We start from the raw sequence: 22,713 nt of genomic DNA, 5'->3' as shown, positions 1-22,713 counted from the left end.
GAGCCTACCGGTTTTGGAATACCTTTTCAAAACCGGCGGGGCCGGCCGGGGCGGCCAGGGGCGTCCTCCCCTGTGCGGCCCGCGCCGAAGCCCGCTCAAGGCGTCCCGCCCACAGCGCCCCCGCACACCCGAGCACCGCGAGCCCCGCCCCGACCCAGGCCACCGACGTGTACCCGTACCCGGCGTCGATGGTGAGCCCGCCGAGCATCGGGGCGAGCGTGTTGCCGACGTTGAACGCGGCGGTGTTGGTCGCGCCGACGAGGGTGGGCGCGTCCGGGGCGAGGGTGAACACCCGGGACTGGAGAGGCGGGTTGGTGACGTACCCCGCCATGCCGAGCAGGAAGACGAGGGCGAGCACGACGGCGATGGCGGTGTGCGCGGTGAGCGCGAGCGCGGCCGAGACCACGGCGAGCCCGCCGAGCCCCCACCCGAGCGTGCCGACGGCGTGCGCCTGCGCGGTACGGCTGCCGATGAGCAGGCCGAGCATGCCGCCCGCCCCGAACAGCGCGAGCACGGCGGGCACCCAGCCCTCGCTCAGCCCGCTCTCGTCGGTGAGGAGGGAGGCGAGGTAGGAGAAGGTGACGATGACCGCGCCGAAGGCGAAGCCGGTGATGGCGTACGACAGCCACAGCTGCGGCCGCCTCATGCCGCGCAGCTCGGCGCGCACGGACGGCGCCTCGCGCGAGCCCCGGCCGCCCGGCACGGCGAACACGGTCGCGGCCAGGCTGACGGCGGTCGCCGCGGCCACCGCCCAGAAGGCGGCGCGCCAGCTCGCGGACTGGCTGAGGACGGTGCCGGCCGGAACGCCGACGATGGTCGCGAGCGTCAGCCCGCCCGCGACGAGCCCAACGGCCTTGCTCTTGGCCTCACTCGGCACCAGCGCCACGGCCGTGGCGACGGCCACGCCCCAGAACCCGGCGTACGCGAGCGCGCTGACGATCCGGGTCGTGAACAGCACGCCGTACCCCGGCGCGAGCGCGCCCACGACGTGCCCCGCGATGAACACGGCCTGCAGCAGCACGAGCGCCGTGCGGCGCGGCCACCGCAACGTCGCCACTGCGAGCAGCGGCGCCCCGACGACCATGCCGATCGCGAACGCCGAGATGAGCAGCCCGGCGTCCGGTATGGAAACACCCAGGTCGTCGGACATGCCGGGGAGCAGCCCGGACAGCATGAACTCCGATGTGCCCTGGGTGAAGATGCCGAGCGCCAAGACGTATACCGCGAGCGGCATAGGGGGTCCCTCCTTGGTGGTGACTGGTGACTGGTGACTGGTGACTGGTGACTGGTGAGTGGTGAGTGGCGAGTGGCGAGTGGTGAGTGCGGCGGGGCGTGACGGGCCCGATGAGGGCCTGGTAAAAGCGCGGTGGGGGCACGACTCGTTTTGAATCACCCGCTTCAAAACATCGACCGCACGGACCCTAGCATGTTCTGAATCGAGTGCTTCAAAACGAGTCGGGCCCCGTGACGAGGGCCCCGGACTTCGCAACAATGCCCACGCTCGCCCGAGCGCGCGTCCTCGCCCCCACAGGAGACCCCATGAGACTCCGGCTGATCATTGCCCAGTTACTGTGCGCGGCCCTCGCCGCCCTCGGCCTGCTCGCCGCCCCCACGGCCACCGCCGCCCCCACCGCGACAGCGGTCCGTGGCGGCGACGTCCTCTACTCCGCGAGCGGCCGCTGCACGGTGGCCTTCAACGTCACCAACGGCACGCGCTTCTACGGAATCATGGGCGGCCACTGCGGCACGGTCGGCACCCAGTGGTACGCCGACCCCCGCCTCACCGTCCCCGTCGGCGTGACCGACACCGTCGTCTTCCCGCGCAGCAGCTACGCGCTCGTGCGCTACACCAACACCACCCTGACCTACCCCAGCGAGATCAGAGCCGGGACCCAGATCATCCGCATCAACCGCGCCCCGCAGCCCGTCGTCGGCCAGCAGATCTGCCGTACCGGCCCCACGACCGGCCTGCACTGCGGGACCGTCCAGTCCCTGAACGCCACGGTCACCTTCCCCGAGGGCGTCGTCTACGGCCTCATCCGCACGAACGTCTGCGCCGAGCCCGGCGACGCGGGCGGCCCCGGCTTCGCCGGGGACGCGGCCCTGGGCATCGTGGTCGGCGGCAGCGGCAACTGCACGTCCGGCGGCACGACGTTCTTCCAGCCGCTGCCCCCGATCCTCAGCGCGCACGGCCTCCGGGTCGGGTACGCGCGTACGTGAGGAAACCGGCCCAGACGGCCGGGGCCGGTTATGCGTCGAGGTGACCGCTACGCGCACGGAGTGCCGCCCGCCGGACGACCCCGAACTGCCGCCGTCGGACGCCGAGTCGGTGCGGCGACCCGCCCACCCGGTTACGGCGTCCGACTCCACCTGACAACCCGCCGCGCGATCGCGTGCGCCCCGACCGTGGCCGCCGCCGCGAACGCGAGGCCTTGTACGGCGTCCCGAGGCCGGGTGGGACGCAGCACCCCGGCCCGCCGCAGACGGCCGCGCGCCCAGAGCGTGAAGGGAATGACCACCAACGGCGAGGTGACCGAGCCAGGCGTGTACCCCCGGACTGCGGCGGCCTGAGCCAGATGCACGACGCCGTGCAGCCCGAACCCGTCGAGGGCGCTCCGGTAGACGGCGGAACGCCCACCCGTGCGGTACCCGTCGGCAGCCGCAGCGGCCACGACGACGGCCACCACGCCGACGGCAGTCGCGAACTCCCGCTCGTCGAGAGACTCAAGCCGCCGCCAGACCAGCTCGGGCACCTGCGGAAACCGCTCGCGCAGCTCGGGCACCCGGGCACGGGCCCAACGCGGCACCATGACGACTTCCTCGGCATCATGAACAGCCCAAGCAGCGAGCAACCCGAACGTCACGCCGACACCGACACCGCTGCCTCGACCGGTCTCCTGTGCACCCATGAGCAGGCAGTCTGGCAGCACACGCGGGGCACCCGACCGGCGGGCCGGGGTGCGGGACACGGGATACGAGCGCGGGGCCTACGGCTTCCCTGCCCGCACCCCCGCCTGGAAGCGCGACGTAGCCCCCAGGGCCGCCATCAACCCGGCCACCCGCCGTCGGTACGTCCGCAAGGACATCCCGAGCCGCCGAGCGGCAGCCTCATCGGTGAGCCCGGCGGACAACGCCCCGAGCACGGACCGGGCGTCCTCATCCAACACGGGCGACGCGGCCGCCCCGAGGCAGTCGGCGACATCGTCGGCGGCCTCCCACGTCGCGTACAGCAGGGAGTGGATGCCCTCGACCACGTCGGGCGCCCGAACCACCGTGTACGTACGGGCACCGCGTGCCTCGGACCCCGCGAGAATCGCCACCCGCCGGTCGATGACGATCGCCTCCCGGGCCAGCGGCGCCGCCGAGATCCGGACCTGTGCCCCGGACGCGGCGATCGCGGCGAGCCGCCGCTCCGAGTACGGGTCGCCGAGGGCGCGGCGCGTGTACACCTTGCGCATCGCGAGGCCGTCGCGGCGCCCCGGCCGCAGCGGCGGGCGCTTCCCGTCGGCGAAGGCGGCGTTCACCCCGCCCGACCAGGTCACGAGGTCGGCGGCTCCGCACAGGAACTCCTCCCGGGCCGAGGCGAAGAGATCACCGGCGCGCCGCACCAGTTCCTCCTCGCCCCGCAACGTGACGAAGTCCGACGCCGCACTGTGCTCCATGTCCCCGTCCCGTCTCCCCGTGCCCCGACCGGGACAGCCTCCCCGAAGTGGCAACAACGTGCCACCCGCGCCCACGCGGGCCCCGGTACCCACAGGATGTGGCCATGTCGAACACGAACGACCTGCCCGCCACCGCCGGCACCTCCGGGGCCCTCAGCACCCCCGCCATCCCCGAAGCGCACCCGAGCCGGGAACCGCGCCCGCCTCCGCCGCCGGGACCTGGCTCCTCGGCGGCGACCTCCCCGTGCGGCGCATGGGCTTCGGCGCCATGCGGCTGCCCGGCCGCACCTGGGAGGGCCCCGCGGGCGACCCCGTCGCGGCCCGCGCCGTGCTGCGTCGCGCCGTCGAGCTCGGCGTCGACCACATCGACACCGCCGCCTTCTACTTCTACAAGGACCTCGCCGCCAACACCTTCATCCGCGAAGCCCTCCACCCGTACCCCGAGAACCTCGTCATCGCCACCAAGGTCGGCCCCGACCGCGACCCCGACCACAACTGGCTCGGCGCCGCCGGCCCCGCGAAGCTCAAGGACGACGTCCACCGCAACCTCCGCGAACTCGGCCGCGACCACCTCGACCTCGTCTACCTGCGCTTCCTCGGCGAGGACGGACCCGGCGACGGCCGCTTCGAAGCCCTCGCCGAACTTCGCGCACAAGGCCTCATCCGGCACCTCGGCGTCAGCAACGCCACGCCCGCGCAGCTCGCCGAGGCCCAGGCCGTCGCGCCCGTCGCCGCCGTCCAGAACAGGTTCAGCCCCGGGCACCGGGCCGCCGCGCACGCGATGATCGCCCTGTGCGCGCGGCAGGGCATCGCCTTCGTGCCCTTCTTCCCGCTCGGCGGCGCGGGCGCCCCGCACCTCGCGGGCCTCGAAGCCGTCGCCGACCGGCACGGGGCCACGGCCGCGCAGGTCACCCTCGCCTGGTCCCTGGCCGCGTCCCCGGCGATGCTCGCCATCCCCGGGACGTCGTCCCCGGCCCACCTGGAGGAGAACGTGGCGGCGGCCGGGCTCCGCCTCGACGCGGGCGACCTCGCGGAACTGGACGCCGACTGATGCCCCCGTACGCCGGGCGCCTCCCGTACCGGCCGGATCAGCGGGACCGGTCAGAGGCCGAGCACGCCCGGGTCCGACGCCAGCGCCCTGAAGTACTCCTTCGGGTCCTCCACCATCCTGCGCTCCTTGAGGTCGAGCAGGCCGCCCAGCGCGGACACCGTCGCCGCGACCTGGCCGTCCGCCCGCACCACGCTCTGCTCGATCCGGAACGTCTTCCGCTCACCCCACACGAACTGGCACGTCACCTCGACCTCGTCGCCCGCCCGCAGCTCGCTCCGGTACCGCACCGTGTTCTCCAGGGCGACCGGGCCGACCCCCTTCCCGATCAGGTCGCGCTGCTCGATGCCGGCCGCCCGCAGCGCCGACCAGCGGGCGTGCTCCGCGTACTGCAGGTACACGGACTGGTTGAGGTGCCCCTGCGAGTCGGTCTCGTACCCGCGGACGCTGATGTCCACGGAGAACAGCTTGGACGACGAGTCCGGACTGGTCCCGGGCAATGGCTGCGACACGGCTTCCCCTTCACCTCTCACCTTCGACTGACCTTCGGCTCAACTTCGACGGATGCAACAACAAGTCATCAGGTTGAACATCAACACCTTCCCGACGTACGGCATTCCGGCCACCGCCGGAACTCATCCCCTCCGGGGCGACACCAGTACATACCGTCCCGCCGCCCCGGCCGCCGCCCGCTCGCTGTGCTCGCTGACCTGCCAACCCGCGCGCTCCAGGGCTGTGGCGCAGGCCCGGACGCCCTCCGGTGTCGGTTCGCGGACCGCCACCGCGTCCGGCTGTGCGGTCGACGTGACGCGGTATCCCTCGCGGTCCGGGCCCGCGGGGGTGCGGCCCGCTGCCTCCAGGGCTATCGCGGCCGCCTGCACCAGGTGGGTGCGTTCCCAGGCGCAGGGGCGGTCGCGGTCGGCGTCCGGGTTGGTCATGCGGCGCATCTCGACGAGGCCGAGCCAGGCGCCGCGCACCTCGCGCTGGCGTGCGGGGCCGTCCTCCACGTCGCTCGCCCCCTCTGTGCCCGTGCGGGCGGTGAAGACGCCGGGGACCCGCTCCACCGGGGCCGTTTCCGGGGTGGCCCGTTCGGGTTCCTCCCTGATGCGGTGGCCCGCCGGGGTCAGGAAGTACGCGTGCGGGGGGCGGGGGTGGCGGAAGGCCAGCTGTAGTCGTACGAGGGCGGTCAGCTGGGTCTCTGTGCCGGTGAGGCGGCCGGTTACTGGGTCGGCCGCCGCGATGACGCGGCGCTGTGCGGCTGTGGTCGGCTTGGCCATGGGGGCACCACCTCGTCTCCGGATCGCCCAGGGGGTCCTGGTCCCGATAGTGCCTCGTGCCACTGACAGCGGCCCTGCGGGGCTTTCCCCACCCCCTCAGGGCCGCACGTTCCACGTGGCCAGGACCGGGCGGCCGTGCTCGTAGCTGAGGCGGCTCACCGTGCCGGTGGCCAGTTGGAAGTGGGCGCCCGCCGACGGAGGGAAGCCGAGGCGGCGCGCCGTGAGGGCGCGGAGGAAGTGGCCGTGGGCGAAGAGGACGACGCTGCCCTCCGTGTTGGCGAGGGCCGCGTCGACCTTGGCGAGCATCCGATCGGCCCGCTCCCCGACCTGCTCGGGACTCTCGCCGGGGTGCTCGGCGGACCCGGGAGCGACCCCGTCGGTGAAGAGGAACCAGTCGGGCCGGGTGCGGTGGATCTCGACGGTGGTGACGCCTTCGTACGCGCCGTAGTCCCACTCGGAGAGGTCGGGATCCACGCGCGCGTCACCGAACCCCGCAAGCTCGGCCGTCTCACGCGCGCGCACGCGCGGGCTCGTGAAGGCCGCGTCAACGCGGTACTTGCCGAGGAGCGGCGCGACGGCCCGCGCCTGGGCGCGTCCGTTTTCGGTGAGAGGGATCTCCGACCAGCTGGTGTGCTGCCCCGACAGGGACCATTCGGTCTCGCCGTGACGTACGAGGAGAAGATCACCCATGGCGTTGACGGTCCTGTTCTTGTCGGCGAATTGTCAGCCCAGCGTATGTATACAAAGCGCGGACGCATGGGGGTACCCGCCTTGGGATAGCGATGTGCCCAGGCCATCCCCCATTGAAGTCGAAGGGTGTTCATCGTGCATCCGGCTCAGAAGTTCGGCGACAACCCTGTCGAAGTACGAGAAACCGGCCACTACACCGAGGAGTATGTGCCCAGCTTCGTGGAGAAATGGGACTCGCTCATAGATTGGGAGAGGAGGGCGCAGAGCGAAGGAGACTTCTTCATCGATCTGCTGCGCAAACGCGGAGTGAAGAGCGTGCTGGACGTCGCGACCGGCACCGGCTTCCACTCCGTTCAGCTGCTGGCCGCCGGGTTCGAGACGGTCAGCGCGGACGGCAGCGCGGAGATGCTGGCGGCCGCCTTCTCCAACGGCATGAAGGACGGCCATGTGATGCGGGTCGTCCAGGCGGACTGGCGCTGGCTCAACCGCGACGTGCACGGGGCGTACGACGCCATCGTCTGCCTCGGCAACTCCTTCACCCACCTGTTCTCGGAGCGCGACCGCCGCAGGGCGCTCGCCGAGTTCTACGCGATGCTCAAGCACGACGGCATCCTCGTCCTCGACCAGCGCAACTACGACGCGATCCTCGACGACGGCTACACCAGCAAGCACACGTACTACTACTGCGGCGAAGACGTCTCCGTGGAGCCCGACTACGTCGACGAGGGCCTCGTGCGGATGCGGTACAGCTTCCCGGACGACTCCGTGTACCACCTCAACATGTTTCCGCTGCGCAAGGACTACACCCGGCGGCTCATGTCGGAGGTGGGGTTCCAGAACATCGAGACGTACGGGGACTTCCAGCACACCTACCGGGGCGAGCAGCCCGACTTCTTCGTGCACGTCGCGGAGAAGGAGTACCGCGCGGACGACGAGCAGGACGAGCGGTACAGCGGCGCGGTCGGCGTCGCCCGCAGCTACTACAACTCCACCGACGCGGACAACTTCTACGCCCGCGTCTGGGGCGGCGAGGACATCCACATCGGCCTGTACGACCACTCCGGCGAGCCCATCGCCGACGCCAGCCGCCGCACCGTCGAGCGGATGGCGGCGAAGCTCGGCCTCACCGAGCAGTCCGTGGTCCTCGACCTGGGCTCCGGCTACGGCGGCTCCGCGCGGTACCTGGCGTCGACGTACGGCTGCCGCGTGCTCGCCCTCAACCTCAGCGAGGTGGAGAACCAGCGCCACAAGGAACTCAACGCGGCTCGCTCGCTGTCCGGCCTGATCGAGGTCGTCGACGGGTCCTTCGAGGACATCCCCTACCCGGACGACCAGGTCGACGTGGTGTGGTCGCAGGACGCCTTCCTGCACAGCGGCAACCGCGTCCGGGTCCTCGAGGAGATATCCCGGGTGCTTCGGCCCGGCGGGCAGCTGATCTTCACCGACCCGATGGCCGTCGACAACTGTCCACCGGGAGTGCTGCAGCCGATCCTCGACCGCATCCACCTCGACGACATGGGCTCACCCGGCTTCTACGCGCGCGAGCTGGCCCGGCTCGGGTTCGTCGCCTCGCCGGGCGGGTTCGAGGAGCACCGCGAGCAACTGGTGACGCACTACGCGCGCGTCCTTGAGGAGACCGAGCGCCAGGAGGCGGAAGGGCTGGCCGGCCAGGTCAGCCACGACTACCTCACGCAGATGAAGATCGGCCTCGCCCGCTGGGTCGCCGCAGGCCGCGACGGGCACATCACCTGGGGCATCCTGCACTTCAGGAACGGTGCGAACGGGGCGAACGGGGCGTAGGTCCCGGCTCCTGCAGTACGTACGACTCCTGTGGCTCCGGCTGTCGGCGGGAGCAGCAGGCGTGAGGGCGGGAACCGGGCCGGAGCGGCGTCGCTGCGCCGACGGGCCTCGGCGCTCCGGCCCGGCCGCCCTCACCGGGGACGCAGCTCGCGCCCCCCGAACGCCCCCGTCCCGTCCGCCTGCTTCCACCACGACTCCAGGCCCGCCTGGTCCAGATCGCGCCAGCGCGGGGTCCGCTCGACCAGGGCCAGGCCGAGCCGCCGCCCCAGGTCGACCATCGTGCGGCCCGCCACGGTGCGGTCGGTGTCGTAGGACTCCAGGGCCTCCGGCCAGGTCGTCGCCGTGGCGATGGCGGACTCAAGGACCGTGGCGTCCTGGAGCGCCTTCACCGCGCCCGCGCCGGTGTGCGGCCGCGCGACCGTGGCCGCGTCGCCCGCGAGGAGCACCCGGTCCAGGGCGTAGCGGGGCGCCGTGAAGTCGTACATGGGCTGGAGGAACAGCTCGTCGGGCCGGGTCGCGCGGACCACGGCGCCCCAGTACGGCGGCAGCAGCGCGTCGGCCACGTGCGCGAGGTGGGCGCCGAGCGCGTCGGTGAGGCAGCCGGGCGGCAGGCTCGTGGGGCTGGTGAAGCCGAGGTCGGCGTCCAGGCCCGGGGGCGGGGCGGTGTACAGGACCCAGTTGACGCGGTGGCCGCCGACGCCGTCCGGGATGCGGTAGACGATCACGTGCCCGCCGTCGAAGACCGCGTACACGCAGTCCTCCTCGTCCCACAGGTGCGCGTCGGCCAGGCGGTCGGCGGGGTAGGCGCCGCGCCAGGCCAGATAGCCGGCGTATTCGGCGCGCAGGCCCGGGTGGGCGGCGGCGCGCACCACCGAGCGGTAGCCGTCCGCGCCGACCACGACGTCGAACCGCTCGGTGCCCTCGGCGGTGTCCACCTCCGCGCCGACCGCCCCGGTGCGCACGGCGTCCACCGACGTGGCGGTGCGAAACTCCACGGACTCGGGTACCCGGCGCCGCAACTCGCCCCACAGCGGGCCCCAGTTGTAGGTGCGGAAGGGGAAGGGCATCGTGCCGATCGGGTGCCCGAGCGGGCCCGACGCCCGCTCGTCCCTTACGTACCAGCGGCGTCTGACCAGCTGCACCCACGGCATGTCGGCGTCCATGTACCCGGCCGACTCCAGCTCCGCGTACCGGGAGTTGTGCACGGCGAGGCCCACGCCCCGCTCCGCGAGGCGGCCGCCCGCCCGCTCGTACACCGTGATCTCGTCCGCTCCGCCACGGTGCGCCGCCAGCGCCATGGCGCACCCCGCGACGCTGCCGCCGACGACGGCGACCCTGCCTGAATGCATCATCGCGCCATCCTGGCAGGGAAGATGACGTTCTGTCATGACCGCCTGTCAGCGCGTGGTCGGCACGTCCGCGCGCGGGCCGAGCGATACGCCCCGGCCTGCGAAGAAGGGCTCGAACGTGGACACGGGCAACTCGGCCGCGCGGGTGCGCGCGTCGAGGCCCGAGGGGTTGTGGAAGTGCAGTGTGCCGTCCGCCGTGCGCCCCGTGATCAGGACCAGATGTCCGCCCCGGCCCGGCGCGGGGCGCTCGGGCCGCCGGATCTCGAAGTGCGCGGACACCATCACCGTGCGCCCCGCGTCCAGGAGCGCGGGGATCTCGTCGAGCGCGAGATGGCGGTGCACGGTCGCCTCCATGCCGTGCACCTCGCGCACGTACTCGGCGAACGGCGCGTAGATCAGCCCCCGGATCGTGCCCTCGGCGTCCTCCGTGTACCCGCCGTACTTCAGCGCGCCGTCGCGCAGCTCGAACAGCGACGGCGCGTCCGGGCCGAGCGCCATCCGCAGGCAGGCGATCCCGCACAGGTGCTTGCACCAGCGTCCGTAGTCCGCGAGGGTGGCGGCGCCCGACGTCCGCCAGGCCGGGTCGTCCGTGGCGTCGTGACCCTCGTACACGATCTTCCCGACCAGCTCCGGCGAGGCGAACTGGGTGAGGGACGGTTTCTGGCAGCTGGTGCAGAGGGTCACCGGCACGCTCCTGTCGCGGGCTTGTGGCTACTGGCGATAGCCGCTCAGGAAGCGGCCGATACGGCTGATCGCCGCGTCCAGATCGTCAGCGTACGGGAGGGTGAGGATGCGGAAGTGGTCGGGGCGCGGCCAGTTGAAGCCGGTGCCCTGGACCACCTGGATCTTCTCCTGGAGCAGCAGGTCCAGGACGAACTTCTCGTCGTCGTGGATCGCGTGCACCTTCGGGTCCAGGCGCGCGAAGGCGTACAGGGCGCCGCGCGGCTTCACGCAGGAGACGCCGGGGATCTCGTTGAGCTTCTGCCAGGCCCGGTCGCGCTGTTCGTACAGCCTGCCGCCGGGCGCGGTCAGGTCGTGGATGGACTGGCGGCCGCCGAGCGCGGCCTGGATCGCGTACTGGGCGGGGGCGTTGGGGCACAGGCGCATGGAGGCCAGCATCGTCAGGCCCTCCAGGTAGTTCCGCGCGTGCTGCTTCGGGCCCGTCACCACCAGCCAGCCGGAGCGGAAGCCCGCGACCCGGTACGTCTTGGAGAGGCCGCAGAAGGTCAGGACCACCAGGTCCGGGGCCAGGGAGGCGACGCTGTGGTGCACCGCGTCGTCGTACAGGATCTGGTCGTAGATCTCGTCGGCGAAGACCATCAGGCCGTGGCGGCGGGCGAGGTCGAGCATGCCTTCGAGGATCTCGCGCGGATAGACCGCGCCCGTCGGGTTGTTCGGGTTGATGATCACCAGGGCCTTGGTGCGGTCGGTGATCTTCGACGCCAGGTCGTCGAGGTCCGGATACCAGTCGGCCTGCTCGTCGCACAGGTAGTGCACGGCCTTGCCCCCGGAGAGCGTCGTCACGGCCGTCCAGAGGGGGAAGTCCGGTGCGGGGACGAGGACTTCGTCGCCGTCTTCGAGCAGTGCCTGTACGGCCATCGTCACCAGCTCGGACACGCCGTTGCCGAGGAAGACGTCGTCCACGTCGATGTCGGTCAGACCGAGCGCCTGATAGCGCTGCACCACCGCCCGGCGGGCCGAGAGGACGCCCCGCGAGTCCGTGTAGCCGTGCGCGCCCGGCAGCATCCGGATCATGTCCTGGACGATCTCCTCGGGCGCCTCGAAGCCGAAGAGCGCGGGGTTGCCGGTGTTGAGGCGCAGGACGCTGTGGCCCGCCTCCTCCAGGGCGTTGGCGTGCTCGATGACCGGGCCCCGGATCTCGTAACAGACCTCGCTGAGCTTGCTCGACTGCCGGAACTCCATGTGCTGTGCCTCCCGTGGCGTGCGTTACTTGGTTTTACCAAGCTGCCGCTTGGAAAGTCCAACAACTTGTCTAGACTGCGACGCATGCCACCTCGATCACGCCGAAGCTATGACCAGTACTGCGCGTCCGCCCGCGCTCTCGACGCCGTCGGTGATCGCTGGACCCTGCTGATCGTCCGCGAACTGCTCGCCGGGCCCCGCCGGTACACCGACCTGCACGCCGATCTGCCCGGCGTCAGCACGGACGTGCTCGCCTCGCGGCTCAAGGACATGGAGCAGGGCGGGATCGCCTCGCGGCGGCGGATGGCCGCGCCCGTTTCCGCGTACGTCTACGAACTCACCCCGCGCGGGCGGGCGTTGCTGCCCGTGCTTGAGGCGCTGGGGGAGTGGGGAGCCGTCGACCTCGGTGAGCGCAGGCCCACCGACGCCGTGCGTGCGCACTGGTTCGCCTTGCCGCTGCGGGGGCACTTGGAGGCGTTGGGCGGGGACGGGGTGGTGGAAGTCCGGCTGGATGAAGGGGAGTTCCTGCTGCGGCTCGGCTCCGCGGCCGAGGGGCGGGGGGTGTACGCCGAGGGGCGGGCCGCCGGGGAGCCGGATGCCCGTGTTCGGCTCGGTGCGGAGGTGTGTGTCGCCATGGCCCGGGGGGAGCTGACTCTGCGTGAGGCGGTGCGGGACGGGGGCGCTGTGGTGGAGGGGGAAGGGGTGTTGGCGAAGGTGTTGCGGGAGGGGTGAGGTGGGGTGCCCTCGCGGGGCGCCCCAGTCCCACCCCTTCCCGAAACCATGGGCTTCGCCCCTGGAACCCCGGGGGTGGGTGTTCCCCTCGGGTGGGACGGGGGCGCCTTCGAATCGGCGCTTCGCGCCTCGTCCTCAAACGCCGGACGGGCTGAAGATCCTCAGGTGGCCGATCGGCTGAAGGTCCTCAGGTGGCCGACGGGCTGAAGGCCATCATGTGGCCGACGGGCTGAAGGTCCTCAGTTTCCCGACGGGGGCCTTCCGTTGCCCCGCGTCAACGCGTGGCCTCCGATGCCCGCCAGCGCCGCGAGCACTCCGCCCGCTCCCGTCCAGATCCAGCGGTCCGTCCACCAGCCCGACGCCCAGCCGTCCTCGGGCTCCGCCGTCGACAGGGCGGCCCGGGAGCCGGAGTCGTCGGAGTCCACCGACGCGCCCGGCACCAGCGGCTTCGCCAGGGTGCCGTCCACCGCTGCCGCGCCGCCGATGTCCTTCGACGTCACCTCGACCTCGGCCGTGACGGGGGCGCCCAGGTCGGCCGTCCTCAGGCCGGTGGCCGTCAGGCGGATGTAGTACGTGCCCGGGAGCGGGTCGTTGGACCAGGGGTCCGACCAGGCGCGGACCGGGCGCAGGGTGCAGGCCAGGTCGACCGTCGCCGCGTCCGCGGGCCTCGACTGCATGCCGTACATGCAGGACTGACGGCGCCTCAGGCCGTCGTACACGTCGACGCGCCACCGCGCCTCGGACCTGCGCGCCGCGTCGGGGAGCTTCACGGTGGCCTTGGCCGTGGGCCGCTGACCGGCGTCCGCCGGGAAGGACCAGTACAGATAGTCGCCGCTCGACGCGCTCGCCGTGGTCCGGTGGCCCTGCTCGATCTCCGTGGCCGTGCGGAAGGACGTGCCCGCGTCGGACCGCGACTTGTCATCGTCGTCGCCGGGGGCGGCCAGCGCCGCGCCCGGCGTGAGGAGCGCGACGAGGGCCGCCAGGCCCGCTGCCGCCGACAGACGTGTCGTACGCATCAGTTCGTCCTCCAGACAGCGACGCGCCACCGCGCCACCCAGCCCCACAGCAATCCGCCGACGAAGCCGGTCAGCACCAGTGCGCCCAGCAGCCACCAGCCGCGGCCGAGCCCGAACGCCGCCACGTCGGAGGCGTCGTCCGGAGCGTCCACGATGTCGACGGCCAGCTCCACGGGCAGACCCGGCTCGCCCTTCGCGGCGGCCGCCCCGCCGGAGGCGGGCGCGTAGGAGTGGGACACCTGGAGGCAGACCGCCTCGGTCTCGGCGTCTTCGTCGTCTTGCTCCGGCTTCGGGTAGCGCAGGCCCGTCGAGATGGCGTCGGTGCGACCGTCGCCCGCCTCCGAGCCGCGTACGATCTCACGGCCGTGCTTGGTGACGGCCCGCATCAGCACGCCGTAGTCGTTGGTCACGGCCCGGTCGGCCGCCACGCTCACCGAGGCGCGCAGCTCCTGCCCCGGCTCGACGTCCACGCGGTACCAGCGGTGCTCGCCGAACCCCGTGCGGTCCGTGTACAGGCCGGGCTTGAGCCGCGGCGCGGCGGCGCAGCTTCCGGCGCCCTCGACCGCCACGGGTGTGACGACGGGGTCGGCCGCGCGGTCCACCAACTGGCCTACGCGGTCGGTGAGTTCGTCGGTGTGCCGGATGGAGGTGTAGGTGCCGCCGGTGGCCTCGGCGATGCAGCTCAACTGCGCGCGCATCTTGGTGTTCGGGACCAGGCCGAGCGTGTCGATGGTGAGGTGGATGCCCTTGGCGGCGATGTCCCGCGCCACCTCGCACGGGTCGAGGGGCTGGCAGGTGTCCTCGCCGTCGCTGATGAGGACGATGCGGCGCGAGCCCTCGCCGCCCTTCAGATCGCCCGCGGCCTTCAGCAGGGCCGGGCCGATCGGGGTCCAGCCGGTGGGCGCCAGCGTGGCGACCGCCGCCTTGGCGTCCCTGCGGTCCAGCGGGCCCACCGGGTAGAGCTGCTCGGTGTCCTTGCAGCCCGTCTTGCGGTCGTCGCCGCGGTAGTTGGCGCCGAGGGTGCGGATGCCGAGCTCGACGTCCTCGGGGGTGGCGTCGAGCACCTCGTTGAACGCCTGCTTCGCCGCGGCCATGCGGCTCTTGCCGTCGATGTCGCGGGCCCGCATCGACCCGCTCGCATCCAGCAGCAACTCGACCTTCGGGACGGGCCCCGACCCGCCGGAGCCGTCCGGTTCGTCGTCCGCGAACGCGGACGTGGGCGAGAGCCCCATGCTCAGGGCCGCGAACAGGGCACAGAAGCCCGCCGCGAACCTCTTTCCAGTGATCATCGGAGGATCTTATGGATCAAGGACCGCCCGCTCCAAAAATGGCTTGCGGCCGCCGGTTAGGGTGGCTGGTGTGCTGCGAGAAGTGACGGCTGTCCGGTATCTGGAACCCCTGCGGGCCGGCGGCTCCGTGCCCGGGATCGTCGAGGCCGACGACCTCGGGACCTACGTCCTGAAGTTCACCGGCTCCGCGCAGGGCCGCAAGGCGCTGGTCGCCGAGATCGTCGTCGGCGAGCTGGGGCGCCGCCTCGGCCTGCGCGTGCCCGAGCTGGTCCTCGCCCACTTCGACCCGGCCGTCGGCGCGCACGAACCGCACCAGGAGGTGCAGGACCTGCTGCGCGCCAGCGCGGGCCTGAACCTGGGCATGGACTATCTGCCGGGAGCCCGCGACTTCACCCCCGACACCGACCTGGACGTCGACCCGCTGGAGGCGGGCAAGGTCGTGTGGCTGGACGCCCTCACCGCGAACGTCGACCGCACGGTGCACAGCTCGAACCTCATGGTCTGGCCTGCCTTCGGCACCCGCGAGCCGCACCTGTGGCTCATCGACCACGGCGCGGCCCTCGTCTTCCACCACCGCTGGGACGCGGCCACCGTCCTCGCCACCGCCGAGAAGGCGTACGACTTCCGCCAGCACGCCCTCGGCCGCTACGGCCCGGACACCGCGGCCGCCGACGCGGAACTCGCGCCGCGCGTCACCGAGGAACTCCTCCGCGACATCGTGGCCGAGGTCCCGGACGCGTGGCTCGCCGACGAGCCGGGCTTCGCCACGACCGACGCCCTGCGGGACGCCTACGTCACCTACCTCACCGCCCGCGCCCGCGCCTCCGCCGCCTGGCTGCCCACCGACTTCCCCTCCCGCGCCGAGCTGGCCGCCGAGGACGCGCTGCGCGCCCGGGCCACGGAGGCGTCCCGCCCGACCTGGCTGAAGCGCGTCCCGAACCTGCACGGCAAGCCCGACCCGCGCCCGGCCAAGGAGTACTGACCCCATGACAGAGCCCACCGGCCACCGGGTCGAGATCGAATACTGCACGCAGTGCCGCTGGCTGCCCCGCGCCGCCTGGCTCGCCCAGGAACTGCTCACCACCTTCGAGGCGGAGCTGGACACCCTGGCCCTCAGGCCGGGCACGGGCGGCGTGTTCGTCGTCCGCGTCGACGACGAGCCGGTGTGGGACCGCCGTGAACAGGGGTTCCCGGAGCCGACCGCGGTGAAGCGGCTGGTCCGGGACATCGTGGCGCCGGGGCGGAGCCTCGGGCACTCGGAGCGGTAGCCGCGGTCCTCAGGACCCGTGGATCTCAGGTCCCGCAGTACTCGGCGTCCGCCAGTGCCATCGTCGACGTGTACCGGTCGCCGTTAGCGTTGGCTGCCAGCGTGTGGCGGCCGTCCGCCGACGCGACCGCCACCGACGACGAGCCGAGCGCGCTGCCGGTGTGGCCCCAGACGGTGATGCCGCAGGAGAGCCGGTAGGAGCCGAGGCCGAGGCCGAAGCGGATCCCGGGGACGTCGGGGTGGACGGGGACGGTCGTCTTCATCGCGTCCAGCTGGCGCTTCGGGAGGAGTCGGCCGCCGAGGAGCGCGGCGTAGAAGCGGTTCAGGTCCGCGCCGTTGGAGATCATCTCGCCCGCGGCCCCGGCGTAGGACGGGTTCAGCTCCGTCGTGTCGTGGAGGGTGCCGCCGGGTGCGCCGGACAGCAGGTCGTAGGCGCGGCTGCTCGGGCGGGGCAGGGTCGGGGACGTGCCGGGGACCCGGGTGCCGCGCAGGCGCAGGGGGTCGATGACGCGGCGGCGGATCTCGTCGCCGTAGGGGCGGCCCGTGGCCTTCTCGATGACGAGGCCCGCGAGCAGGAAGTTGGTCTTGGAGTAGAGCACGCCCTCGCCGGGCTGGTTGTGCGGTGCGTGGCGCATCGCCATGGCGATCATCCGGGCCGGGGTCCAGGTGTCGTAGCGGTGCTTCAGGAAGTCCTTGGAGAAGACCTTGCGCGCGTACTCGGGGTCCGCGTTGACGTCGTAGATCCCGCTGGAGTGGTTCAGGAGCTGCCGGATGGTGACCCGGTCGCCGTCGTGGCCGTTGCCCTCGACCACGCCCGGCAGCCAGGAGCCCACGGTGTCGTCGAGGTCCAGCCTGCCCTCGGCCTCCAACTGGAGCACGACGGTGGCCACGAAGGTCTTGGTGATGCTGCCGACCCGGTAGTGGTCCCGCTCGCCGCGCGGGGTGCCGCGCCTCAGGTCGCCGAGGCCCGTCGCGGCCTTCCAGACGCCGTCCGCGTCCGTGACCCGCGCGGTCACGCCGGGGGCTCCGCCCGCGACGACGGCGTCCATGGCCGCGCGGGTCGCCTTGTGGCCGGGGCCGTGCTCCTGGCGGGGAGCGGCGGTGGCGGTGGCGGCCATCGTCGTCAGCGCCACCGTCGATATCGCCGCGGCCGTCAGCCGTCTGCGCAGGTTCATGCCCGTCCTCCGTCGCACCTGTGTCGCACCGTCAACTGCCGTGCTGGGCGCGGATGTTATGTCACAGGGGCGGGCGGAGGCGAAGATCTGCCCGTCGACGGGACAGGCGGTACGCGGACTGCCGCCCCCCGGCACCGAGAAGTGCGGGGGGCGGCAGTCCGCGTACCGTACGGGAGCGCTCGGGCTCAGCGGAGCTGCTCGTACGCGGGCAGCGTCAGGAAGTCCGCGTAGTCGGCGTCCAGGGAGACCTGGAGCAGCAGGTCGTGGGCCTGCTGCCACGTGCCGGCCGCGAAGGCCTCCTCGCCGATCTCGGCGCGGATCGCGGCCAGTTCGGCGGCGGCGACCTCACGGGCCAGATCGGCCGTCGCGGGCGTACCGTCCTCGAAGACCACGCCCGCGTTGATCCACTGCCAGATCTGGGAGCGGGAGATCTCGGCGGTGGCCGCGTCCTCCATGAGGTTGAAGATGGCGACGGCGCCGAGGCCGCGCAGCCAGGCCTCGATGTAGCGGATGCCGACCTGGACGGCGTTGACCAGGCCGTCGTAGGTGGGCTTGGCGTCGAGGGAGTCGATGGCGATCAGGTCGCCGGGGGCCACGGAGACGTCCTCGCGCAGGCGGTCCTTCTGGTTCGGCTTGTCGCCGAGGACCTTGTCGAAGGACTCCAGGGCGATCGGGACCAGGTCGGGGTGGGCGACCCAGGAGCCGTCGAAGCCGTCGCCCGCCTCGCGGTCCTTGTCGGCGCGGACCTTCTCGAAGGCGACCTTGTTGACCTCGGCGTCCTTGCGGGACGGGATGAAGGCCGCCATGCCGCCGATGGCGTGCGCGCCGCGCTTGTGGCAGGTGCGGACGAGGAGTTCGGTGTAGGCGCGCATGAACGGGGCCGTCATCGTGACCAGGTTGCGGTCCGGCAGGACGAACTTCTGGCCGCCGTCACGGAAGTTCTTGACGATGGAGAAGAGGTAGTCCCAGCGCCCGGCGTTCAGCCCGGAGGCGTGGTCGCGCAGTTCGTAGAGGATCTCCTCCATCTCGTACGCGGCCGTGATCGTCTCGATGAGGACGGTGGCGCGGACCGTGCCCTGCGGGACGCCGACGTAGTCCTGCGCGAAGACGAAGATCTCGTTCCAGAGGCGGGCCTCCAGGTGCGACTCGGTCTTCGGGAGGTAGAAGTACGGGCCCTTGCCGAGGTCGATCAGGCGCTGGGCGTTGTGGAAGAAGTACAGGCCGAAGTCGACGAGGGCGCCCGGGACCGGCGTGCCGTCCGCGTCCGTGAGGTGCCGCTCGTTCAGGTGCCAGCCGCGCGGGCGCATCACGACGGTGGCGAGTTCGCCCGCGTCCTTCAGGGTGTACGACTTGCCGGTGCGCTCGTCCGTGAAGTCGATGCGGCGCTCATAGGCGTCGGTCATGTTCAGCTGGCCGAGGATCACGTTCTCCCAGGTGGGAGCGGAGGCGTCCTCGAAGTCGGCGAGCCAGACCTTCGCGCCGGAGTTGAGCGCGTTGATGGTCATCTTGCGGTCGGTGGGGCCGGTGATCTCCACCCGGCGGTCGTTCAGGGCGGCCGGGGCCGGGGCCACCTTCCAGGAGTCGTCCGCGCGGATCGCGGCGGTCTCCGGGAGGAAGTCCAGGGTCGAGGTGCGGGCACTCGCCGAAAATTCAGTGCGGCGCTCCGCACGGCGGGCGAGGAGCTCGTCACGCCGGGGCGTGAACCTCCGGTGCAGCTCGGCCACGAAGGCGAGGGCCGCGGGGGTGAGGACCTCTTCCTGCCGGGGCAGGGGCTCGGCGTCGACGATGGCCAGCGGGGACGGCGCTGGTGCGGACATGAGCTGTCACTTCCTTCAGCGAGCTTGCTTCACGGGCGGTGCGGTGCCCCGGCCGGGCGGGTGCGGTGCCCTCGCGGCCTTCGGTCCGCGGCGGCAGGTCGCGGCACTGAGTGCCGCGGGGTCGGGATACGGCTGCGGGCGCCGTCCACCAGGTCGGGCGCTTCTGAGCAGTGGATACTAGTTTCCTCATGGTGGAAGTTCAATGGTTTGTTGACGTCGAGATTCTCTCCGTCGACAGAACATGGCGCTGAGTGCCATGCCCGTCACTCCAAGTTGACCAGCTCACTCCAGCCGCTCCAAGTCGGAGAACGTGTCGATGTCGGACGGCTCGGCCACGTCCCCGCACTCGACCGCCGCGACGGCCCCGGCGTGCTCCTTCAGATAGGCGCGGGCGCCCCGGTCGCCGATCGCGCTCGCCGCGATGCCGTCCCAGTGGTCCGCGCCGAACAGCACGGGATGGCCGCGCTCACCCGCGTACGTCGCCGCCGCGAGCGTCCCCGGGGAGCGGTACGCGGCCCGCACCCGGGCCACCGCCGTAGCGCCGATGCCCGGCTGGTCCACCAGGCACACCAGCGCCGCCCCAGCCCCGGTCGCGCGCAGCGAGGCGAGGCCCGCCCGCAGCGAGGACCCCATGCCCTCGCGCCAGTCCGGGTTGTCCACCAGGACGCACCCGGGCAGGTCCGCCCGCTCCCGTACGACATCGGCGGTGGCGCCGAGCACCACGTGCACGCGGGTGCAGCCGCCGTCCCGCAGCGCCCGCGCCGCACGCTCCACGAACAGCTCGCCGCGATGCTCGAGGAGGGCCTTCGGGCAGCCGCCCAGGCGCCGTCCACCGCCCGCCGCCAGCAGCAGGCCGACGACCTCGGCGGGGGCGGTGGGGGCGGAAGGTGACAGTGATTCGGTCATGACTCTTGCTTACCGCATGGGTTCTGGGCACCCTGTTCCGGCCGGGGGCGTGGCCGAAAGTGACGCCTGCGTCGCGCCGTGGCCGCATCGGCCCGCGCCGCGCCCCTTCGGTGTCCGGCCGCCGCGGCGGGTCCGCCCGGGCCCGCGCGCGTACAGGCGCACAACGACGTGCGAGGGGGAGAGCTGTGTTGCGGAGCGTGGGGCAGAGAGCCGTGAGGGGAAACTTCGAGGATCCGCGGGTGACGGAACTGCGGGCGGCCGTGTCCCGGCTGCGCCGCGAACTGGCCGCGTACCCGGGTGAGTTCCCGGACCGGGCGATAGCGGAGGACGAGTTAGCGGCTCTGGCCGCCATGGCCGCGACCGGCGCGCCCGAGGCCCTCAGGCTGCGTCGCTCGCTGCTGCTCGTCGCGAGTTCGATCGGCTCGGTCAGTGCCCTGACCGGTGCTCTGACGGGCGTCAGAGGGGCCGTGGAGTTGTTCGGGGAGCCGCCGCATCCGAGGTGATGCGGCGGCTCTCGTGCGCTGAGCCGTGTGTGCGAGCCGTGTGCTGAACGCGGCGGCGCCCCGTTCCCCCAGCCGGGTCCCGCCGTGTTACGCCCACGGAGCCGCGTTACGCCACCCAGTCCATGCGGTCCGGCTCCGTGCCCGTCGGCCGCAGCTCGCCGCCGAGCGCCGCGGCGAGCCGGACGGCCGCGTCCTCGTACAGGTCCGGTGCCAGCGTGAACGGGACGCGCAGCCGGTGCTCATGGATGCCAGGATCGGCGCCGAACCGCGAACCGCCCTCGATCCGGACGCCGTGCCCGAGCGCCGCCCGCGCGAGCGACGAGGCGACGGGCGCGCCCAGGTCGACCCAGAGGGACAGGCCGCCGGGCGGCAACTGCCAGCGCCAGCCCGGCAGATGACGGCCGAGCGCGGCGGCGAGCGCGGCCCGGGACTCCCGCAGCCCCGCCCGCCGCTCGCGCAGCACCTCGTCGAGCCCGGCCAGCAACCGCACCGCCACCAACTGGTCGAGCACCGGCGTCGCCATGTCCGCCGGGATCCGCGCCATGGTCAGCTCCGTGATCAGCCGTGAGCCCGCCCGCACCCAGCCGATCCGCAGCCCGCCCCAGTACGACTTGCTCAACGAGCCCACGGTGACGACCTGTTCGGCCACCCCGTGCGGGGCGAGCGAGGCGAACGGCGCGGGCGGCGGCACATCCAGGGCCATGTCGGCGATCGTCTCGTCGATCAGCAGCCAGGTGCCCGTGGCGCGCGCCGTCTCCAGGATCCGCAGCCGCTGCTCGCGCGGCATCAGGGCGCCCGTCGGGTTCTGGAAGTCCGGTACGAGATAGGCGATGCGCGGCGCGGTCTGCCGCAGCGTCGACTCCACCAGGGCCGTGTCCCAGCCCGCGTCCGTCACCGGCACGGGCGCCGCGCGCAGGCCCGCGCGGCGGACGGCGTCCAGGGCGTTCGGGTACGAGGGGTTCTCCACCAGGGCGCGGTCGCCCGGCCGCCCGACGAGGGCGAGCACGAGGGAGATCGCCTGCTGGGCGCCCGTGGTGACGAGGATCTGGTCGGGCAGTGTCGGCAGCCCGCGCCGGGTGTACCGCTCCGCCACCGCCGCCCTCAACTCCGGCAGCCCGTACGGGTGGTAGCCCGAGGTCGGCGTGTGCGCGGGCAGTAGCGCGGCGGCCGCCGCCACCGCGTCGCCGAGCCCCGCCGGTGCCGCGGGCGCGGCCACCGCGAGGTCCAGGACGCCCTCGCCCGGCGCCCCCACCGGGAACGCGGCCACGCTCGCCGGGCGCCGCCCCTCCGGCAGCTCCGTCCAGGTGCTCGCGCCCCGCCGGCTGGCCGCGAACCCGCTCTCGCGCAGCAGGTCGTACGCCGCCGTGACCGTGGCCCGGCTGACACCCAGTGCCGACGCCAGCTCGCGCTCGGCGGGCAGCCGGGTGTGCAGGGGGATCCGGCCGTCGAGCAGGAGGGCGCGGACGGCGTGGGCCAGGGCCCGGTAGCCCGGCCGCTCCCCGGCCGCGCCCGTCACGAGGGCGGCCAGCTGGGTGCCGCCGAGGCGGCGGTCCGGAGAGGGAACCACTGTGTGTACTCCTGCCATGCCAACTCCTGCGTATTGGCCCTGCTGTCCAGGCCAATCAGCGTACAGACTCGGCGGCGACGGGGTGCCAGGGGCGATGTGGCCCGGATGTGGCCCCCGATCCGGAGAGCGAAGAGGGGTGCCAGGCATGGAGACGGAAGGGCGGGTCGTCGTCGGGGTCAGCGGGGCCGACGGGTCGCGGGCCAGCCTCGCGGCACTGCGGGCCGCGGCGAGCGAGGCCCGGTGGGGCGGGCGGCGGCTCGTCGTCGTCCTCGCGTGGGAGCCGCCCGAGGGCGAGGCCCTGTACGCGCGGTGGCCCGACCGGGAGTGGGCCCGGCACTGGGAGCGGGCCGCGTGGCAGCGGCTTGACGAGGCCTTCGACTCGGTGTTCGGCGGGGTGCCGGTGGGGGTGTGGGCGGGCGGCGCGGTGGAGCGGCGGGTCCTGCGGGGGCCCGCCGGGCCGGTGCTCTGCGGGGTGGCCTCCCGGCCGGGGGATCTGTTGGTGATCGGGGCACGGGGTGGGCGGCGGTGGGGGCGGGGGCGGGTGCGGCGGTATGTGGACGCGCATGCGGGGGGTGCGGTGATGGTGGTGCGGGGGCTGCGGCGAGCGCTGTTGCCTCTGCGGTGGGGGCGGGTGTGACGTCCCGGTCCCGTGGGCCGGGGGCACCCCCGTATCGGCGCTCCGCGCCTCGTCC

23 protein-coding genes are annotated in these 22,713 nt (G+C 72.7%); 8 read left to right on the top strand and 15 right to left on the bottom strand.

Annotated elements, in window-relative coordinates:
• Positions 1–4 precede the first annotated feature (4 nt).
• Positions 5–1,234: a Cmx/CmrA family chloramphenicol efflux MFS transporter gene (locus ACZ6AA_RS25900; protein ID WP_471460187.1), complete on the bottom strand. Its 1,230-nt coding sequence runs from the start codon at positions 1,232–1,234 to the stop codon at positions 5–7.
• 305 nt (positions 1,235–1,539) lie between these two features.
• On the opposite strand from ACZ6AA_RS25900, the gene ACZ6AA_RS25895 reads away from it, so the two are divergent.
• The gene (locus ACZ6AA_RS25895; RefSeq protein WP_468454393.1) at positions 1,540–2,220 is read left to right on the top strand and encodes a S1 family peptidase; all 681 of its coding nucleotides are present in this window, start codon (positions 1,540–1,542) and stop codon (positions 2,218–2,220) included.
• 131 nt (positions 2,221–2,351) lie between these two features.
• Here ACZ6AA_RS25895 and ACZ6AA_RS25890 read toward each other — a convergent pair whose 3' ends face one another.
• Both ACZ6AA_RS25890 and ACZ6AA_RS25885 read right to left on the bottom strand, forming a co-directional pair.
• Positions 2,352–2,909 carry an HXXEE domain-containing protein gene (locus ACZ6AA_RS25890; protein ID WP_468482676.1) on the bottom strand — a complete coding sequence of 186 codons (558 nt, stop codon included), beginning with the start codon at positions 2,907–2,909 and terminating at the stop codon, positions 2,352–2,354.
• Between the two features lie 78 nt (positions 2,910–2,987).
• The gene (locus ACZ6AA_RS25885; protein WP_468482675.1) at positions 2,988–3,662 is read right to left on the bottom strand and encodes a DNA-binding response regulator; all 675 of its coding nucleotides are present in this window, start codon (positions 3,660–3,662) and stop codon (positions 2,988–2,990) included.
• 253 nt (positions 3,663–3,915) lie between these two features.
• On the opposite strand from ACZ6AA_RS25885, the gene ACZ6AA_RS25880 reads away from it, so the two are divergent.
• Positions 3,916–4,713 carry an oxidoreductase gene (locus ACZ6AA_RS25880; RefSeq protein WP_471460184.1) on the top strand — a complete coding sequence of 266 codons (798 nt, stop codon included), beginning with the start codon at positions 3,916–3,918 and terminating at the stop codon, positions 4,711–4,713.
• 50 nt (positions 4,714–4,763) lie between these two features.
• Here ACZ6AA_RS25880 and ACZ6AA_RS25875 read toward each other — a convergent pair whose 3' ends face one another.
• The 3 genes from ACZ6AA_RS25875 to ACZ6AA_RS25865 all read right to left on the bottom strand — a co-directional run bounded on the left by ACZ6AA_RS25875 (position 4,764) and on the right by ACZ6AA_RS25865 (position 6,677).
• The gene (locus ACZ6AA_RS25875; RefSeq protein WP_471460182.1) at positions 4,764–5,222 is read right to left on the bottom strand and encodes an acyl-CoA thioesterase; all 459 of its coding nucleotides are present in this window, start codon (positions 5,220–5,222) and stop codon (positions 4,764–4,766) included.
• Between the two features lie 123 nt (positions 5,223–5,345).
• Complete coding sequence (locus ACZ6AA_RS25870) at positions 5,346–5,987, bottom strand: hypothetical protein (RefSeq protein WP_468482673.1); 642 nt, start codon at positions 5,985–5,987, stop codon at positions 5,346–5,348.
• A gap of 96 nt (positions 5,988–6,083) precedes the next feature.
• Positions 6,084–6,677: a histidine phosphatase family protein gene (locus ACZ6AA_RS25865; protein ID WP_468482672.1), complete on the bottom strand. Its 594-nt coding sequence runs from the start codon at positions 6,675–6,677 to the stop codon at positions 6,084–6,086.
• Between the two features lie 135 nt (positions 6,678–6,812).
• On the opposite strand from ACZ6AA_RS25865, the gene ACZ6AA_RS25860 reads away from it, so the two are divergent.
• Positions 6,813–8,477: a glycine/sarcosine N-methyltransferase gene (locus ACZ6AA_RS25860; protein WP_468454405.1), complete on the top strand. Its 1,665-nt coding sequence runs from the start codon at positions 6,813–6,815 to the stop codon at positions 8,475–8,477.
• Positions 8,478–8,608: 131 nt separating this feature from the next.
• On the opposite strand, the gene ACZ6AA_RS25855 is transcribed toward ACZ6AA_RS25860, so the two are convergent.
• From ACZ6AA_RS25855 to ACZ6AA_RS25845, 3 genes are read right to left on the bottom strand one after another with little or no spacing between them, the layout of a single operon-like run.
• Positions 8,609–9,826 carry an FAD-dependent monooxygenase gene (locus tag ACZ6AA_RS25855; RefSeq protein WP_471460231.1) on the bottom strand — a complete coding sequence of 406 codons (1,218 nt, stop codon included), beginning with the start codon at positions 9,824–9,826 and terminating at the stop codon, positions 8,609–8,611.
• A gap of 48 nt (positions 9,827–9,874) precedes the next feature.
• Positions 9,875–10,516, bottom strand: a complete 642-nt coding sequence (locus ACZ6AA_RS25850; RefSeq protein WP_471460179.1) for a cysteine peptidase family C39 domain-containing protein — start codon at positions 10,514–10,516, stop codon at positions 9,875–9,877.
• A gap of 21 nt (positions 10,517–10,537) precedes the next feature.
• Positions 10,538–11,749, bottom strand: coding sequence for a pyridoxal phosphate-dependent aminotransferase (locus tag ACZ6AA_RS25845; protein WP_471460177.1), 1,212 nt, complete (start codon positions 11,747–11,749; stop codon positions 10,538–10,540).
• An 84-nt stretch (positions 11,750–11,833) separates the two neighbouring features.
• Between ACZ6AA_RS25845 and ACZ6AA_RS25840 the strand changes: the two genes are divergently transcribed.
• A complete protein-coding gene (locus ACZ6AA_RS25840) occupies positions 11,834–12,481 on the top strand; it encodes a winged helix-turn-helix transcriptional regulator (protein WP_468454411.1) in 648 nt (215 codons plus the stop codon).
• 239 nt (positions 12,482–12,720) lie between these two features.
• Here the strand turns inward: ACZ6AA_RS25840 and ACZ6AA_RS25835 are convergent, their stop codons facing one another.
• Together ACZ6AA_RS25835 and ACZ6AA_RS25830 are read right to left on the bottom strand one after the other, a co-directional pair.
• A complete protein-coding gene (locus tag ACZ6AA_RS25835) occupies positions 12,721–13,497 on the bottom strand; it encodes a hypothetical protein (protein WP_471460174.1) in 777 nt (258 codons plus the stop codon).
• Positions 13,497–14,786 carry a VWA domain-containing protein gene (locus ACZ6AA_RS25830; protein ID WP_468454415.1) on the bottom strand — a complete coding sequence of 430 codons (1,290 nt, stop codon included), beginning with the start codon at positions 14,784–14,786 and terminating at the stop codon, positions 13,497–13,499. Before ACZ6AA_RS25830 ends, ACZ6AA_RS25835 begins: the two co-directional genes overlap by 1 nt.
• Before the next feature lie 70 nt (positions 14,787–14,856).
• Between ACZ6AA_RS25830 and ACZ6AA_RS25825 the strand changes: the two genes are divergently transcribed.
• Together ACZ6AA_RS25825 and ACZ6AA_RS25820 are read left to right on the top strand one after the other, a co-directional pair.
• Positions 14,857–15,768 (top strand): HipA family kinase, encoded by a 912-nt coding sequence (locus ACZ6AA_RS25825; RefSeq protein ID WP_468482668.1) that lies wholly within the window; start codon positions 14,857–14,859, stop codon positions 15,766–15,768.
• Positions 15,769–15,772: 4 nt separating this feature from the next.
• Positions 15,773–16,054, top strand: a complete 282-nt coding sequence (locus tag ACZ6AA_RS25820) for an Rdx family protein (RefSeq protein WP_468454419.1) — start codon at positions 15,773–15,775, stop codon at positions 16,052–16,054.
• 25 nt (positions 16,055–16,079) lie between these two features.
• On the opposite strand, the gene ACZ6AA_RS25815 is transcribed toward ACZ6AA_RS25820, so the two are convergent.
• From ACZ6AA_RS25815 to ACZ6AA_RS25805, 3 genes are all read right to left on the bottom strand, one after another.
• On the bottom strand, positions 16,080–17,228 hold the full coding sequence (locus ACZ6AA_RS25815) for a serine hydrolase domain-containing protein (RefSeq protein WP_471460171.1): 1,149 nt from the start codon (positions 17,226–17,228) through the stop codon (positions 16,080–16,082).
• Between the two features lie 185 nt (positions 17,229–17,413).
• Positions 17,414–19,045, bottom strand: a complete 1,632-nt coding sequence (aceB, locus tag ACZ6AA_RS25810; protein WP_468454423.1) for a malate synthase A — start codon at positions 19,043–19,045, stop codon at positions 17,414–17,416.
• A 282-nt stretch (positions 19,046–19,327) separates the two neighbouring features.
• Positions 19,328–19,951 carry a nucleotidyltransferase family protein gene (locus tag ACZ6AA_RS25805; RefSeq protein WP_471460169.1) on the bottom strand — a complete coding sequence of 208 codons (624 nt, stop codon included), beginning with the start codon at positions 19,949–19,951 and terminating at the stop codon, positions 19,328–19,330.
• Positions 19,952–20,136: 185 nt separating this feature from the next.
• Here ACZ6AA_RS25805 and ACZ6AA_RS25800 point away from each other — a divergent pair, with 185 nt between their 5' ends.
• The gene (locus ACZ6AA_RS25800; protein ID WP_468454427.1) at positions 20,137–20,454 is read left to right on the top strand and encodes a DUF5955 family protein; all 318 of its coding nucleotides are present in this window, start codon (positions 20,137–20,139) and stop codon (positions 20,452–20,454) included.
• A 106-nt stretch (positions 20,455–20,560) separates the two neighbouring features.
• Here ACZ6AA_RS25800 and yczR read toward each other — a convergent pair whose 3' ends face one another.
• Positions 20,561–22,039, bottom strand: a complete 1,479-nt coding sequence (yczR, locus tag ACZ6AA_RS25795; RefSeq protein ID WP_468454429.1) for a MocR-like transcription factor YczR — start codon at positions 22,037–22,039, stop codon at positions 20,561–20,563.
• Between the two features lie 127 nt (positions 22,040–22,166).
• Between yczR and ACZ6AA_RS25790 the strand changes: the two genes are divergently transcribed.
• Complete coding sequence (locus tag ACZ6AA_RS25790; RefSeq protein ID WP_471460166.1) at positions 22,167–22,658, top strand: universal stress protein; 492 nt, start codon at positions 22,167–22,169, stop codon at positions 22,656–22,658.
• Positions 22,659–22,713 lie beyond the last annotated feature (55 nt).

It is taken from the genome of Streptomyces sp. NPDC040610, from assembly GCF_055594065.1.
Note: the sequence above shows the minus strand (reverse complement) of the source record. Positions and strands in the feature narration are given on the sequence as shown.